Genomic DNA, 15,299 nt, shown 5'->3' on the forward strand with positions numbered 1-15,299 from the left:
TCATTTTTAAGGTTTGGTTTCTATAATAAAGGTTTAAAGGAGACTAAAATAGCGGTACATAATGGATAAGACGCAATTCATAGTTTTGACATTACTTACATTAGCCACATTCATGACGGCGTTGGATAGCACAATCGTCGTACTAGCACTACCTGTAATGCTAACCGCATTACACAGCGACTTATCCACGCTTGTTTGGGTAATACTAATCTACATACTCGCCGTCACAATATTCTCAACACAGTTGGGAAAGCTCGGCGACCTAAAGGGCAGGGCCAAAATGTTTAATCTCGCATGATACTCTTCGGCATAGGCAGTGCATTATGTGGTTTATCGACAAGCGCCATGGAGCTTATTGGATTTAGGACTATACAAGCGCTTGGCGGATCATTAATGACCAGCAATACCATGGCCATAGCCAGCGATTACTTTAGGCCGGAGGAGAGGGGTTTCGTGTTTGGTACAACGTCGATGGGTTGGAACCTGGGCGCAGTGGCTGGTATACTGGCTGGCGGTATTATAACAACATTCATTGGTTGGAGGTGGATATTCTACATAAACGTGCCAATAGCCATATTTAGCTTCACAATTGGCTTAATGTACCTAAGGGATAGGGATGTCAGGGTTAGGCAGGACTTTGACATATACGGTGCAATAACCCTCGGGCTATCCCTCGGCCTCCTATCAATGGCCGGGATAACTTACGCTGGCGTTGGTTATAATAATGCCGTGGGCTTAATGACGCTATTGGGGCTAGTTCTATTTGCCATATTCATATACATAGAGACCAGGGCGAAGTCACCATTAATAAGCCTAAGGCTCTTCAGAATCAAAATGTTCACACTATCAAGCTTCTCCTACTTCTTCCAGTACATGGCCAACAACGCAATACTATTCCTGCTAATAATGTATTTACAGGGAGTCAGGGGACTAAACCCATTCTACGCGTCCATATGGCTAGTCCCTGGCTACCTACTCGGCTCAATAGCAGCGACCCTCGGTGGTAGGTTAGCAGATAAGTCCGATGCCAGGGTGATAGCATCGATAGGCCTCACGCTTCAAGCCGTGGCTACGTACTGTATGACACGTTATTAACGTTAACAACGCCGTTTTACTACATAACAATAATCGCATCAATAAGTGGCATTGGGGGCCGGCATGTTCTTCGCGGCCAATGGCAAGATGGTGATGCTAGACGTTCCAAGGGACATGTACGGGATAGCCTCCGGAACCAACAGGACGATTGGTAATATAGGTATATTGCTCAGTTTCATAATAGCCATTGTGGTCTCCTCAATGGCGATACCGAGGAGTGTCGCCTTCCAAATATTCGTGGGGGGGACCTCGGTATTAACGCCAAGCCTAATGGCGCCATTCATAAACAGCCTACACATGGCGTTCAGGGCATCCCTAGCCCTAATAGCCGTGGCGATAGCAACATCCTGGAGCAGGACAAGGGTGCCAATGACACAGCAAAGAAGGATAGTGAATAAACCGTAACACCATGAGTATTCCATAACCATTAATGACTAAGCATTTTTAAGTGAGGATAGGCACCATCCTATGGTGGAGCAATTACCCAAGCCTTGGTTCGACCTCAATAAGTACAGAGAGGTCAGGTTAAGGGAGGCGATGTACGAAGCCGAACTCGCTGAGTCCTTCTTAAACCAGGGACTCGTAAGGAATGCCGCCGGCAAGGCATTCCAGGCCTGGAAGGCCCTAGTGGCGGCATATGCCGTGGATAAAATAAATGAATTAAGGAAGTTATTCCCAGGCACAAAGAAATTAAGGGGGGCTCAGGGCAAGGATCGAAAAGGCCTATTGGATCATAGCTGTCATGCCAACAACCGTACTGAAACCCGTGGCTCAAGTAATAGGCGGTGACGTTGACATATACACAAACATGGCACTATGGTTGCATGAGTACCAATACAACGGGCCGGATAAACAGGGCGTACTAAGTCCATACCCAGATGATGAGTCTGCAGCTAGGGATATAAGGACATTGATAATTAAAATTAGAGAACTTACGAAGAGAGCTGTTCAATAACCATCACGAAAAGCTTAAAATTCCTCAGGGAAACACATTCCCGCCCCGGTAGCTCAGCCCGGTCGGAGCGCCCTGGGGGGGCGAGGGCCCCCCGTGCAAGCCTTGTAAGCGGGAGGTCCCGGGTTCGAATCCCGGCCGGGGGGGCTCCAACAAAGTTATTAACCACATATCATAATGCCCTGAAAATATTCACTCTATCGATATTTCTCCTGCTGTGTCTATTCCGCACTTTATTACGTCCATCTTCGTGTTCATTAGACATATGAGTTGTCTCATGGTTAATGGACCTAACGCCTCAATCTTTCCCATCTCGGTTTCGCTTAATCCGTATTCCTGAATAACCTCCTTTAGGTCCTCCCTTGTTACGTAGTCGGGCAGCGTTATTGCGCCCAATCTCAATATGTCAAATAGTGGTGTGTCGACTTTCGATATTAGGTTAACCACGTCAGGGAGTAACGTTATTACTATCCTGGTTGATGGTAATGCCTGCATATTATTCCTAAATGCATGCATGGAATTTATGAAGTCCATAGCCCTTGGATCATCCTGACTAAGTAAGCCCTCATCAACCCAATAACCAGCGGTGTCATGCCCAGTAACTCCACTGCATCATTAAGTAATTTCAGGGTTTCCATTGGCTTGAGCTTGGCACTTTCAACAACCTCATCAGGGCTTGCCTTGGCAAAGGCCTTGAGCAATCCCTTAGCGCCTGCCTTCTTCAGCTTATCCTGTATATCCCTAATCACGTGTATGTTGTCTGCGAATACCGTGGATACAATCGCCGATAAGTCCCTATCCCTAACCTCAGTCATGTCGCGTACATAAAGACGCCGTCACTCACGCCCTCAAGGCTGAGAAGTAGCGTTGTCTTTCCAGCGCCTGCCCTACCGATTATCGCAATTAATTGATAATCCTCATGAATCATGCTTAATAACTTCTCCCTGGCAGCCCTCCATGATGGGCCAAGCAACTTAATACTCGAGCCCCCCCTATTAGGAACTAAGAGCCTCTGCATCACCCACCACCTTTATCAAGCCATAGTATGAGGAACCAATTTTTAATCTACGGGAACCACCGTGTGCAAACACGAACCTACCCCTGTGAAACTTAATTACCTTAACCAGGAATTCCTCAGCCTCCTTAGTGGGTACATTGAGCCTACCCTCTATGTACTTAATAACATCACCAATATCCGCATAGCCAGACAGTGGATTCGCCAACTTCCTAATGCCCTCAATAACCAGCGTCAATGGATCAACATCCTCCCTGGGCGTTAATAGGTTATTCACCCTACTCATCATTTCCCTATCCGTCAATATCACGCTCCTACCCTGACCACTCCTAACGACCTTAGCCTTACCAATATTCACTAGGTATTGAACAACACCCTCAGGATCCTTAACCCACTTACCCAGGGTGCTCGTGTATGTGGTATACGCAACCCTAATGCCATCAACGTCCTCCTTACCGAGCACAACACCAACTACGTAGGCCAGGTCAACCCTATCCACGGTATAGGCTATAAACCAGCATTAAATTATTCTATGCCTTATAATAAGTAATTATTACGTAGATAATACATGGGTATTAATTACCAATAAATGCTAAACGACATTAATGGATCTGAGGAAATCAAGCACGAGCCTCACGAATTCCCTAGGCCTATCAAGATAGGCGGGGTGACCAGCACCATTAATAACCTCAACCCTAAAGCCAGCCCTCCTCATGGCCTCCATATTCTCCCTACCCGAGACCCTATCATTACTACCCCCCCAAATGCCCATTACAGGTACCTTAATCCTGGATAGGTTAATGCTTGGCACCCTGACAGGCCCAACCACAATACCCGCAGTTGCCGGGTAATTAAGTGCCAAGTACCTAAGGACCGTCTCACCACCTAAACTGGCCCCCCCAATAAGTATGGGGGGGTTCTCAATGTTTAAGGCCTTAACTATTGCGTAAAGATGGTTTGCGTAGTCATCATCATTCCTCGGCATGAAGTGGTCGCTCCTCGATTTAGGGCCATACGGCATATCAACCGCGTATATTTTAAGGCCTTCAAAGTCATTGCCGCAGCAATTAATCCAATCATCAGCGCTGAAGTTGAGCCCATGGACCATGACCATCGGCTTACCCTCACCATGCACTAAGTACCTCACTGACCGGCCATTTACTATTATCCAGTTCTCGCTCACGACCTAGACCTAAATCAACCTTTTATTTTACTTTTTCGGGGCTTCAATAATTACGCCTTATCTACATTGTTGTGTAATCCCTGGTTAAGGTGGTCATAAGGTTTTTAAGTAAGTTCTTTGTCTGCGTTAATTCGCAATGAAATTTTGTCCTAGATGTGGAGGCTTGATGGTTCCGGTTAAGAAGGAGGGAAAGGTTTACCTCAGGTGCCAGAGGTGCGGTTATGAGGAGGAGCTGAAGAGTAGTGATGCTAAGTCCTATGTTGATAAGAAGAGTGTTGAGAAGAAGGGCGCGGTTATCGTGGAGAGTTATGAGGAGAAGGGGGGGCCTAGTGAGGAGGAGAAGGAGCTTAAGGAGGATTATGTTAAGCAACTTCTTGATAACTTATACGAAACAGAGAGCGAGCAGGAGGAGGATTAGGATTAAAATAAATGGGATTACATGCCTAATGCGGTAATGGGGGGGGTATACCGTAGTCGATTTATTCGCAGGGGGGGCAGGGGGGGGATTTAGTAGGGGGGGGTTTAAGGATGTGGGCTTTGACGTAGCACTTGGTGTGGAAATTGACATTAATGCGGCGCGAACGTATAGTTATAACTTCCCGGAGGCTGTGATGCTCGTTGATGATGTTAGGAATGTTAGGGGGGGTGAGGATATTATTAAGTACATTGGTGGTAGGCCTGACGTGGTAATTGGTGGCAGTCCCTGTGAGGCATTTACTGAGACTAACCCAAGGAGGGCTAAGGACCCACTCGATAGGCTTTATGTTGATGAACTTGGTAGGTTGACCCTCGAGTTCATTAGGCTCGTTGGTGAGTTGAGACCTAGGGTCTTTGTTCTTGAGAATGTGGTTCACATAATGGATGGTCCATTGAGGGATTCCCTAATTAATGAGTTTGCCAGGGTTGGTTATGAGAGGATTTACTTCAATGTGCTTCATGCTGAGGATTACGGGACGCCGAGCATTAGGCGTAGGGTCTTCATTAGCAATGTACCGATAAGGCCTGAGAAGTTAGGTAGGGTGTTAACTGTGTGGGATGCCATTGGTGATCTACCTGAGCCTGGCGATCCCAGAATACCTAATCATGAGTATGTAACCGTTAGTGATAGGAAGATTAAGGGTATATCAAAGCTTGGCTGGGATGATGCCCTTTACAGGTTCAGGGGGGGCGCCACAGGATCGTTTAGGAACTTCGTGAGGCTTAATCCGTGGAAGCCCGCGCCAACGGTTATGGGCAGTGTGCGTTTTGTGCATCCATTTGAGGATAGAGTATTAACCGTTAGGGAGCAGGCAAGGCTCATGGGTTTTCCTGATGACCACGTATTCTTTGGTCCAAAGGACTCCCAATTTAATCAGATAGGTGAGGCCGTACCACCGCCATTAGCCCGCGCAATCGCTAGAGTTATACTTAAATACCTGGAGGAGGTTGATTTTAATGATACTTGATCTTTGTCAATGAATTAATATTTCTTATACCCATTTTTTACCCTATTAAATAATTATAAAAATTAAAAGTGTTATAAGGGTAAAGTATTAATACATCGATTTAATAATAACCATAATGAAGGTCACAGTATCAATAATAAAGGCTGACATAGGTGGCTTACCTGGACACGCATGGGTGCATCCTAAGATACTTGAATTCGCAGCCGATAGGCTTAGGGAGGAGCAGAAGAGGGGTTTGTTGATTGATTACTTTGTTTATAACGTCGGCGATGACATGTCATTACTCATGACACACACTAAGGGTGAGAATAACCCTGATATCCATGGCCTTGCTTGGTCGATATTTAAGGAGGCTACGGAGAACATCGCAAAGAAGGTTAAGCTTTATGGAGCTGGTCAGGACTTACTTAAGGACACATTCAGCGGGAACATTAGGGGCCTAGGCCCACAGGTTGCTGAGATGGAGTTTGAGGAGAGACCCAGTGAACCACTTGTTGTGTTTGCTGCGGATAAGACAGAGCCGGGGGCCTTCAACTTACCATTCTATAGGATATTCGCCGACCCGTTTAACACGGCTGGCCTAGTCATAGACCCAGCAATGCACCAGGGGGGGTTTAGGTTTGAAATCCTGGACGTATATGAGGGTAAGGTTTACCTGCTTGATGCCCCTGAGAATAGTTATGACATACTGGGTTTAATAGGTACGCCAGGTAGGTACATAATAAGGAGGATTTACAGGAAGTCTGACTTAATACAGGCCTCGGTGACGAGCGTTGAGAGGCTGAACTTAATCGCCGGCCGCTATGTTGGTAAGGACGATCCAGTGGCCATGGTTAGGGCTCAGCATGGCTTACCAGCGGTTGGTGAGGTACTCGAGGCCTTCGCTTACCCACACCTGGTTGAGGGTTGGATGAGGGGTAGCCATGTTGGTCCATTAATGCCCGCAAAGATGGTGAGTATTGACCAGGAGAGGAAGATAGCCCTTGGCCCAAAGATGACTAGGTTCGATGGACCGCCAAAGGTCATAGCCCTTGGCTTCCAGCTACATGATGGTTACCTGGAGGGTCCTGTGGACCTATTTGATGACCCAGCCTTTGACTATAGTAGCAATTGGCTGCTCAGATAACGGATTACATAAGGAGGATGGGGCCTGTAATGCCGCATAGACTGCCGCCTGAGGAGATGGAGTACACGACATTACCACAAATTCTATCGAAGCTTAAGCCAATACCGGTTGATGAGTATGAGAAGAATAGGCTTCAGTACATTCAATTCGTAACATCACAGGCAAGTGGTCAGGCAGCCACGGGCCCAAGCCATGATTAAAGTACTTAGCTATTAAAGGGAGATTTAAAATTCATGAGAGATTATTTCTAAGGACCTAAGGGCGTTTTCAAAGGCTATCTTCCTAATGTCGCTATCGCTAATTCCATACTCAGCTAGTTTATTTAGGAATTTCGTGATCTCGCCAATGTTAGTTAAGTCCTCGGGGGGGGTTTTCTCGATTCCCAAGAAGTCGGTCCCAATGGCTATTATGTCAGGCCCAAACCTCTCGCGTATATAAAGTACATGCCTAACCAGTGAATCCGTGTTTGGCCTTGGCCCTATCGTTGATGGTATCATCGTTACACCAATCACACCATGATTCCTGACGAGGAGCTCCAGCACTTCATCATCAACATTCCTCAGGTGCTTATGAACACCCTGGACATTCGCGTGGCTAATTATGACAGGTCTCTTGGAAGTATTTAATGCATCGATCATGGTATTCCTACTCGCGTGAGCTAGGTCAATTATTATGCCGAGTTCGTTGGCCAATTTGACTAATTCTTCACCGTCTGCCGTTAATCCGTAGTCCTTCCTCGTGAAGCATGATGCGCCGTACCTATTGTCAAAGTTCCAGGTAATGCCCAAGGCCCTAACACCAAGTCTATGAAGCAGTAATAAGTCGTAGATGTCGTCAAGCACATCAGCACCCTCAACAGAGATCAACAACCCTATTAAGTCGCTATTCATCACCTGCTCAATGTCGGAATAATTCTCAATGATCCTAAGCCTATTACCGAATCTCTTTGCCAGTATTAGGTAAATCTTGATCATTTCAAGGCCTATTAACTTGGACGCCGCTGGTGTGTAAGACTTTATTGATCGTGTCCCGTAGCCTGAGGATATCCTCTCACCAATCATTGGGTTATACGTATCATGTATTGGGAACACGGCGCTGAAGACCACCTTAACGTTCCCCCCCTAATGAGCTTAGGTATGTCCGATTGCCTGCCAGGCGCATCGACGTCGAAATCCTGAAGTTCCTCCTCAAGCCTTCCAGAGTTCATTAGGTAATACGCTATGTCTTCATGTAAGTCAATAATTGGGTAATTAACCATGACTTTAGTATTAATGCAATGACCCTAATTAAGTATTATCTAAACTTTACGGAGATTCTGTATTGCTCAATCACGTCCTTAGCCCTCTCCCTCCTCTCATTATGCTCCTTCATGAACTCCCTAATCCTCTCAAAGAGCATTGCCTTACACTCACCACATAGTAACTTCCCAGCCTTGCAGTCCTCATAGATCCTCTTAACCTTCTCATCGCTGTCCTGGAACAATAGGTGATACTTATAGACAACGCAGTTGTCTGGGTCACCACCATACTTACGCTGAAGCTCTGCCGTCGGTTGACCACCCGTTAGCGCATTCATTATCTTCCTCCTAACGTCCTTCTCGCTGTCGGTTACGTAAATTGCCGAGTCCGGGTTTGAGGCGCTCATCTTATCCTCACCTGTTAATCCAGGTATGAACTTGCTATATATCGTGGATGGCTTGGGATACCCCAACTCATCGGCTATGTCTCTGGCGAGCCTGAAGTATGGGTCTTGGTCGATAGCGGTTGGTATTAGTACAGGCACCTGCTCACCATATAGCTCGGTAGGTAGGAAGGCGACTGATATCTCCAGTGTTGGGAAGAAGGCCGCGCCTACGTTGGTTGAGTCCGTGAAGCCGAAGGTGTGCTTCACGGTTGATAAGGTTAATTTCTTACCCACCTAACGGCTATCTTGTATAGGTACTTAATGTCCTCACTATCAATAATTATGTGCAGCTTATCTGGCGTGAAGCCTAGGGCTATTAGGTCCAGGGCATTTTCGTAGGCGTACTTATTCGTTTGCTCCAGGGTATATCCCTCCTTGACCAGGAATTTCTCGTCATCCGTTAACTCAAAGAAGTAATCAACATTGAACTTATCCACAAACCACTTACTAAGCATCCAGGGAACCAGGTGGCCAATGTGCAGATCAGCGCTGGGACCCCCCCTGCCGTTATACAACGCCCACCTTAGGCCGCTCCTCTGCCGACTCAGTATTGACTGCAGGTCCTATGTGCGTAGAAGAACCCTCTTCTTATTAGGTAGTGAACCTCACCCGTTAATTCACGCAGCGTGTTGATCTCGTTTTCCGTTATTAATTGAACGCCGAATTCACGGGCAAGCCTCATATAGTCTACCTTACCCTTTACCTCCCAGGGCGTTACTGTGAACTCATTCGCCAGATAATAACCACCGTACCCATAGAGAATTTAGTAAATATAAGCATTATTGGCTACTTAACCTCAGAAGTCCCTACGTGATGACGTAACTTAACCACGACACCCCTGCCAACACTTAACACCTCATCCTTAGAGAGTAACAACCTACCAACACCGAGGAACTCACCATCCTCTGAGTAAATGGCCACCTCATCGCCGGGAACGGCATTTCTAACGTCAATGACGAACCTAGCCATGACGCTCCTGCCCTGCTTCACGAATGGAGCGGCTTCCCTACTCACGATAACCACCTTATCAATCAACCGCGCACCCTCTAATGTTGGTAATGGACGCCCATCGCTAGCCCTAATCGTGAAAATAAGCTCATCACCCAGGTAAATTCTCCTTAAACCACCCGTCCTGCTAACCTCAATCTTAAGCTCACCATTTAATCTCTTTAATATACTAGGTCCATAAATGTACGACAATACTCCCCTGATTATATCCCTAGTTAATTGATCCATCCCTCCACACTAAAAGCAATGACTTAATTTTAAGGCTTAAGCATTAGCGCTGTGAGTTGGTATAACGACTTCGTAAGTAGATTAATACAGTGCAGAGCATGCCCAAGACTAGTGAGTTATAGGGAGAGCGTTAAGCCACTGCCAAGGTTTATGAATGATAATTATTGGAGGAAGCCAGTACCGCCATGGGGTGACCTGGGTAATGCCAGGATAATGATTGTTGGGTTAGCACCGGCTGCGCATGGTGGTAATAGGACTGGGCGTATGTTCACTGGAGATAGCAGTGCTCAATTCCTATTTAGGGCCTTATACGAGGCTGGCTTGTCTAATAAGCCCTATAGTATTTCCAGGGATGATGGTGTTACGGTTAGGTGCATTTACATAACATCAGTCGTTAAGTGCGCACCACCCGACAACAGGCCAAATAATGAGGAGATTCACACCTGCGTGAACAATTGGTTTAGGTATGAACTTGAGCATGTTAGGCCCAGGGCAATCATAACCCTTGGACACATAGCGTTTCTCGGTATTAAGCTGGCCCTGGGTATTAAGGCTGAGTTTAGGCATGGTAATTACATAGACTTTGATGGGATTAGAATATTCATGAGTTATCATCCAAGCCCAAGAAATACAAATACAGGTAGGTTGAGAATTGAGGATTTAGTACGTGTTTTAAGGATGGCGATGGAGTATGCCGGTTGCTAATTAGCCTAGGTACTTACTTAACCATTTGTAAATAACCATCCTCTGAACCTCGTTTGTACCCTCACCAATCTCCATTAACTTGGCATCCCTATAAATCCTGTTCAACTTACTATTGCTCCAAACGCCATAAGCCCGGTTAATTGTACGGCCCTCCTAATTACATCCATGCCCAGGAGCACAGCCGTTAATTTAGCTATTGATGCAAACGCATAGTAATCCTCGTACTTACGATCAAAGTGAAGCGCCGCATCGTATACTATGGACCTCATGGTCTCTATGTAAGCCATCATGTCCGCCAACTGGAACTGAATCCACTCCAGATTAGTCATTGGTTGATCAAAGGCCCTCCTATTCCTAACCCACTCAAGTGCCTCCGTAAGGGCGGCTTCTGAGAGGCCTAGGGTCACGGAGGCCACGGCAATCCTACCTAAATTCAACGCCTCCATGGCTATTTTGAAACCCTCATTAACCTTACCAACAACATCATCATCACCAACCACACAATCATTAAATGTCAATTCGGATGTGCCCGTCCCTCTTATGCCCATGACGTGTATTGGGCTTGCCTCAATGCACTTATTTCTCCTTACTAGGAATGCCGTTATTGCCCTATGCCTAGCCTCCTTAGGTCCTGTTCTCGTGAACACTATGTATACATCGGCATAAAGCCCCCCCTGGGTAATCCACATCTTCTTCCCATTGATTACCCACTCACCACCCCCCCTCCTCTCGGCTTTGGTCTCGATAGCTGCGGCATCACTACCACAGCAAGGCTCACTGAGCGCAAATGAACCTATTAATTCACCCCTAGCCAGCTTAGGAACTAATTCCTCCTTCATTTGCTTATTGCCATATGTATAGAATGCGTCCGTTACCAGGAATCCCTGCACCTCAGTTAATATTCCCATTGATCCACTATACCTCGATATAACCTCAATAGATAATGCCGTGCCTAAAACATCCATTCCATAACCACCATACTCCCTCGGCAATATTGGGGCCAATACGCCATTCTTACCCAACTCCCTAATTACCTCGCGTGGGTAGTAATTCTCCCTATCTATCTTGTCGGCAACGGGCTCTATAAACCTCCTACTTAGCTCATCAACTAACTCGATGAACTTTTCATGCTCCTTCGTTAGTGATGGATGCCTTATCGGTATCATAGTTCTACCTCTGGCAGTCCTCTCGTCAGTATTCTGTGAATTACTATTTTCTGCGCCTCATTGGTGCCCTCAGCAATCTCAAGGACCTTGGCATCCCTGTAAGCCCTCTCGGAGAAGCTCTCCTTTGAGTATCCGAAGCCACCGAGTATTTGAACACCATCCCTCGCTATTTCAACGGCCATCTGCGCCGTGTATAACTTAGCGATTGATGCGTAGAGTACGAATAATGGATCCTTATTATCATAAAGCCAAGCAGCCTTATAAGTCACAGTCCTGCCAATCTCAAGCTTCGTTTTCATGTCGGCTAACTGGAATTGAATCCACTCCCAATCAATCAATGGCTTGCCAAAGGCGGTCCTTGTTTTAGCCCACTCAAGTGCCTCATCAAGCACTCCCTGAGAAAGCCCAACAGCCACGCCCGAAATGCCAATCCTAGCTAGGTCCAGTGTGACCATAGCTATTTTGAATCCTTCATTGACCTTACCCAATACGTCATCATCACCAACTACGCAGTCATTGAATTTAACCTCAGCCTCGCCAGCACCCCCCCTCATACCCATCATTTCTAATTTACTAACCTCAACGCAATTGCTCCTTCTCACGATGAATGCCGTTACCGCCTTGTGCCTAGCCTCCTTGGGTCCTGTCCTCGCGAAGAGTAGGTAAACGTCTGCATAGGCTCCCTGCGTTATCCAAATCTTTCTACCGTTTATGACCCACTCACCACCCCCCCTCCTCTCAGCCTTGTTTCTATGGCCGCTGCGTCAGTGCCGCAGCAGGGCTCGGTTAAGGCGTATGATGCAACCCATTCACCACTGGCGATCTTTGGTAGTATCTCCTCTTTCTGCTTGCTACTACCGTACTTGAGCAGTGCATATACTATGTTGTCATTTACTATCTCGGTTATGAAGCCTAGGGTTGGGCTGTATCGGCTCAACTCCTCAACAACCACAACACTACCCCCCCTAAGATCAATGCCCGGCCCACCATACTCAGGCGGTGCGGATGGCGTTAGGAAGCCCTGCTTACCAAGCTCCCTAATTAAATCCCTCGGATAGTAGTCCTCAAGGTCCATCTTTCTAGCTATGGGTACTATATATCTCTCAGCGAACTCCTTAACACTATTCCTAATGAGCTGGTGCTCATCGGTTAGGAAGGGATCCGGCATATAACTTAATAAAATTACTATGTTAATAAGTATTACTAGGAGTTAGTGCTTTCTTACTTAGAAACATTATTAGTAATACTATGATTATTGAGATTATAAATAGTGAAAGATACCAGGTAAGTAATGCCATAAACGAAACCGCACTAATACCGACCTCCTCAACCAATGACCTTAGTCCATTGAATACTGAAAGTTTCATGAGTATCCTCTCCATGATGTATGAGAGGTATATTATGAGCAGGGATAGAAGTAGAGAATAAGGCTCAAGAATTCCAATTAACAGTAGGTATAATGCAATACTTATCATTAGTGTAACCGTGTATGGCACTATTAAAGTTGATGGTACCAGGAAGCCGGTGATGGTTAGTAATGCCATATTAATTATGAATAGGTAGTTACTATACGTGGATCTGTATGATGCTATTACCATGGATATAATGTTAATTATTATGCCAAGGAATGCCATACCTGAGCATTGACTATACCGCGTTAATACCAACTCAAGTATTAACCACACAATACTAACTATCATGTATGAGATATAGTAGTTCAGCCTTACCATACGCGTCAACCGCCCGCCTTAAGATTCAATAAAATAATTCTATTCTTACCGCCTATCGCGTTAATTACCTTATTTAAATCCTCAATTAATGGTTCATCATCCATGGGAGCCTTAATATATGCTATGCCTAATAATTCATCCTTACTTAAATACTTACGAAAATAACCTGGCAAGTCCATAAGCACATTATCTTCATTAGAAACGCTGATGACGTTAATTCTTATCTCACGCTCTAGGTATGGAATACCACCTCTACTCATAACCCTCTCCTCAACGTGACCCCTACGCATAAGTATAACCCTAACCTCACCGCAATAACTAGTTGAATCACTTATTACCTGCAGGGCATCATCAATGGGTCTCTTACCATTCTGCGGTATCAACATTCTTGATGATGCATTAACTACGAATATTGGGCATGATCCATAATCGCTTCTATTAATCATCATTAATTCGCTAACCCTCGCACTCGTTAACCAGTGTATTGATGAGGCAGGTTTTTCGTAGTCGTAAGTCGATAGCGACCTAAAATCACCAAGCCTACCCTCCATTGATAAACCATGCTCGGCATAACCACCAACACCAATCTTACCGGAGGCACTAATTAGCTGTCTTGGTCTTACCACAACATCGACACAATCACAGAGAAGTAACCTTTGAATTGACAGGAATCCCAGTGGATCCCTCAGTTCCATTATTCCACCGATGATTTTAGCGCTTCCAATCCACCTACCCGTTAATTTCACAGTAAATTCATAATTAACCCTAATATTCAGTGCACTAGATTGAATGTGAGGTGAATGAATTAGGTTAAGCCTCGCCTCCCATCGCATTGGCATACTTGATGAGATAATCGCGTTAATCGATGTTGACGAATCCACCGTAAGCTCCACACTACTCTGGCTAAAGACTAACCGTGAATACAGAGCAACTAGCATTGCTAGTAGGTACCATGATAATATGTATGATGTAAATACTATGAAGAGCATTAAACCAAAGTATGTACCGAATAGGTTATTGGTCAGTAAACCAATGTAGGTGATGCCAGAGAGTACTAGGTACGTAATTAATAATTTATTACTTGGTATTACGCGTATCATGACCTACGAAGCACCCTTTCCATGAGTGGCGTTGGCACTTGCTGAAGCAACTGCCTAATTAATACTGTACTGTCAGTGCCGAGAGTTATGATCCTGTGATTCAGGACGTACGGCGCCAGAATCTTTACATCATCGGGTATTACGTAATCCCTACCATCCAACAAAGCCCAGGCCCTAACCAACTTACTAAGTACCTGCGCAGCCCTTGGACTTGCTCCAAGCTTAACATCGCGGGCATTCCTCGTAGCCTTATCAAATTCACTATGTACCTAATTATTGATTGATCAACGTATACCGAGTGCATTAGTGATTGAAGCAAATCAACATCCTCCTTACTCACCACGGTATTAATCGAATTAACATTACCAAGGTCTATGTTCTCCGCAATCTTCAATTCTATATCCTCACTTGGGTATCCTAGTTTTATTCTTATCATGAATCTGTCTAGTTGTGCTTCTGGTAGTGGGTATGTTCCCTCAAGCTCAATCGGATTCTGAGTAGCTATTATCATGAATGGCTTCGGTAGTTCATACGACTTACCACCAATTGTTACCTGACCCTCCTGCATAGCCTCAAGCAAAGCAGACTGAACCTTAGGAGGAGCCCTATTAACCTCATCAGCAAGGACCACATTCGCGAAGATGGGGGGGCCAAACCTGACCTCAAAATCTCCAATCTTGGGATTGAAAATTAGGGAACCCGTTATGTCACTGGGCAGTAGGTCAGGTGTGAATTGAATACGACTGAAGGAGAGACCAAGGGCTTTTGCGAATGCCTTAACTAAAGTAGTCTTGGCAAGTCCTGGGTAGCCCTCAATCAGGGCGTGACCACCAGCAATTAAACATGCAAAGAGGAGCTTGACC

At 45.6% G+C, this 15,299-nt stretch carries 16 protein-coding genes, 1 tRNA gene and 7 pseudogenes; 9 read left to right on the forward strand and 15 right to left on the reverse strand.

The window, feature by feature from the left end; translation table 11 throughout:
- Positions 1-61: 61 nt before the first annotated feature.
- The 5 genes and pseudogenes from JCM11217_RS12700 (at position 62) to JCM11217_RS12715 (ending at position 2,199) form a co-directional block, all read left to right on the forward strand.
- A complete protein-coding gene (locus JCM11217_RS12700; RefSeq protein WP_243678012.1) occupies positions 62-298 on the forward strand; it encodes a hypothetical protein in 237 nt (78 codons plus the stop codon).
- Positions 295-1,095, forward strand: a complete 801-nt coding sequence (locus JCM11217_RS12705; protein WP_243678013.1) for an MFS transporter — start codon at positions 295-297, stop codon at positions 1,093-1,095. The genes JCM11217_RS12700 and JCM11217_RS12705 overlap by 4 nt, the downstream gene beginning before the upstream one ends.
- Positions 1,096-1,140: 45 nt before the next feature.
- Positions 1,141-1,500, forward strand: a complete 360-nt coding sequence (locus tag JCM11217_RS12710) for a hypothetical protein (protein ID WP_243678014.1) — start codon at positions 1,141-1,143, stop codon at positions 1,498-1,500.
- 66 nt (positions 1,501-1,566) lie between these two features.
- Positions 1,567-2,050: pseudogene (locus JCM11217_RS01890) on the forward strand (PaREP1 family protein).
- 42 nt (positions 2,051-2,092) lie between these two features.
- Positions 2,093-2,199 (forward strand) — tRNA-Thr (locus JCM11217_RS12715).
- A 40-nt stretch (positions 2,200-2,239) separates the two neighbouring features.
- On the opposite strand, the gene JCM11217_RS12720 is transcribed toward JCM11217_RS12715, so the two are convergent.
- The 5 genes from JCM11217_RS12720 to JCM11217_RS01905 all read right to left on the reverse strand — a co-directional run bounded on the left by JCM11217_RS12720 (position 2,240) and on the right by JCM11217_RS01905 (position 4,245).
- Positions 2,240-2,581, reverse strand: coding sequence for a hypothetical protein (locus JCM11217_RS12720; RefSeq protein ID WP_243678015.1), 342 nt, complete (start codon positions 2,579-2,581; stop codon positions 2,240-2,242).
- On the reverse strand, positions 2,569-2,862 hold the full coding sequence (locus tag JCM11217_RS12725) for a hypothetical protein (RefSeq protein WP_243678016.1): 294 nt from the start codon (positions 2,860-2,862) through the stop codon (positions 2,569-2,571). Before JCM11217_RS12725 ends, JCM11217_RS12720 begins: the two co-directional genes overlap by 13 nt.
- Positions 2,859-3,065, reverse strand: coding sequence for a hypothetical protein (locus JCM11217_RS12730; protein WP_243678017.1), 207 nt, complete (start codon positions 3,063-3,065; stop codon positions 2,859-2,861). The genes JCM11217_RS12725 and JCM11217_RS12730 overlap by 4 nt, the downstream gene beginning before the upstream one ends.
- The gene (locus JCM11217_RS01900) at positions 3,043-3,561 is read right to left on the reverse strand and encodes a hypothetical protein (protein ID WP_054841871.1); all 519 of its coding nucleotides are present in this window, start codon (positions 3,559-3,561) and stop codon (positions 3,043-3,045) included. The genes JCM11217_RS12730 and JCM11217_RS01900 overlap by 23 nt, the downstream gene beginning before the upstream one ends.
- A gap of 93 nt (positions 3,562-3,654) precedes the next feature.
- A complete protein-coding gene (locus JCM11217_RS01905; RefSeq protein ID WP_054841872.1) occupies positions 3,655-4,245 on the reverse strand; it encodes an alpha/beta hydrolase in 591 nt (196 codons plus the stop codon).
- Positions 4,246-4,411: 166 nt separating this feature from the next.
- Between JCM11217_RS01905 and JCM11217_RS01910 the strand changes: the two genes are divergently transcribed.
- From JCM11217_RS01910 to JCM11217_RS01920, 3 genes and pseudogenes are all read left to right on the forward strand, one after another.
- Positions 4,412-4,663: a hypothetical protein gene (locus JCM11217_RS01910; protein WP_054841909.1), complete on the forward strand. Its 252-nt coding sequence runs from the start codon at positions 4,412-4,414 to the stop codon at positions 4,661-4,663.
- Between the two features lie 46 nt (positions 4,664-4,709).
- Positions 4,710-5,690 (forward strand): annotated as a pseudogene (locus JCM11217_RS01915) (DNA cytosine methyltransferase); the annotation flags it as partial.
- A 115-nt stretch (positions 5,691-5,805) separates the two neighbouring features.
- Positions 5,806-7,016: pseudogene (locus JCM11217_RS01920) on the forward strand (fructose-1,6-bisphosphatase).
- 24 nt (positions 7,017-7,040) lie between these two features.
- Here JCM11217_RS01920 and JCM11217_RS01925 read toward each other — a convergent pair.
- The 4 genes and pseudogenes from JCM11217_RS01925 to JCM11217_RS01935 form a co-directional block, all read right to left on the reverse strand.
- The gene (locus tag JCM11217_RS01925) at positions 7,041-7,922 is read right to left on the reverse strand and encodes a membrane dipeptidase (protein WP_243678018.1); all 882 of its coding nucleotides are present in this window, start codon (positions 7,920-7,922) and stop codon (positions 7,041-7,043) included.
- A complete protein-coding gene (locus JCM11217_RS12735) occupies positions 7,874-8,074 on the reverse strand; it encodes a hypothetical protein (protein WP_243678019.1) in 201 nt (66 codons plus the stop codon). Before JCM11217_RS12735 ends, JCM11217_RS01925 begins: the two co-directional genes overlap by 49 nt.
- Before the next feature lie 35 nt (positions 8,075-8,109).
- A pseudogene (locus tag JCM11217_RS01930) lies at positions 8,110-9,235 on the reverse strand (tryptophan--tRNA ligase).
- A gap of 50 nt (positions 9,236-9,285) precedes the next feature.
- A complete protein-coding gene (locus JCM11217_RS01935) occupies positions 9,286-9,735 on the reverse strand; it encodes a pseudouridine synthase (RefSeq protein WP_054841874.1) in 450 nt (149 codons plus the stop codon).
- Between the two features lie 51 nt (positions 9,736-9,786).
- On the opposite strand from JCM11217_RS01935, the gene JCM11217_RS01940 reads away from it, so the two are divergent.
- A complete protein-coding gene (locus JCM11217_RS01940) occupies positions 9,787-10,440 on the forward strand; it encodes a uracil-DNA glycosylase (RefSeq protein ID WP_054841875.1) in 654 nt (217 codons plus the stop codon).
- Here JCM11217_RS01940 and JCM11217_RS01945 read toward each other — a convergent pair.
- The 6 genes and pseudogenes from JCM11217_RS01945 to JCM11217_RS01965 all read right to left on the reverse strand — a co-directional run bounded on the left by JCM11217_RS01945 (position 10,441) and on the right by JCM11217_RS01965 (position 15,253).
- Positions 10,441-11,606, reverse strand: a pseudogene (locus JCM11217_RS01945) (acyl-CoA dehydrogenase family protein). It abuts the gene before it with no gap.
- Positions 11,603-12,774 (reverse strand): annotated as a pseudogene (locus JCM11217_RS01950) (acyl-CoA dehydrogenase family protein). The pseudogenes JCM11217_RS01945 and JCM11217_RS01950 overlap by 4 nt, the downstream one beginning before the upstream one ends.
- Positions 12,775-12,796: 22 nt before the next feature.
- Complete coding sequence (locus tag JCM11217_RS01955) at positions 12,797-13,336, reverse strand: hypothetical protein (RefSeq protein ID WP_054841876.1); 540 nt, start codon at positions 13,334-13,336, stop codon at positions 12,797-12,799.
- 5 nt (positions 13,337-13,341) lie between these two features.
- Complete coding sequence (locus JCM11217_RS01960) at positions 13,342-14,436, reverse strand: DUF58 domain-containing protein (protein ID WP_054841877.1); 1,095 nt, start codon at positions 14,434-14,436, stop codon at positions 13,342-13,344.
- Positions 14,433-14,624, reverse strand: a pseudogene (locus JCM11217_RS12740) (magnesium chelatase); the annotation flags it as partial. The gene JCM11217_RS01960 and the pseudogene JCM11217_RS12740, both read right to left, overlap by 4 nt.
- The gene (locus JCM11217_RS01965; RefSeq protein ID WP_243678031.1) at positions 14,576-15,253 is read right to left on the reverse strand and encodes an AAA family ATPase; all 678 of its coding nucleotides are present in this window, start codon (positions 15,251-15,253) and stop codon (positions 14,576-14,578) included. The pseudogene JCM11217_RS12740 and the gene JCM11217_RS01965, both read right to left, overlap by 49 nt.
- Positions 15,254-15,299: the final 46 nt, after the last annotated feature.

It is taken from the genome of Vulcanisaeta distributa JCM 11217, from assembly GCF_001316005.1.
GTDB classification, from domain to species: Archaea; Thermoproteota; Thermoprotei; order Thermoproteales; family Thermocladiaceae; genus Vulcanisaeta; species Vulcanisaeta distributa_B.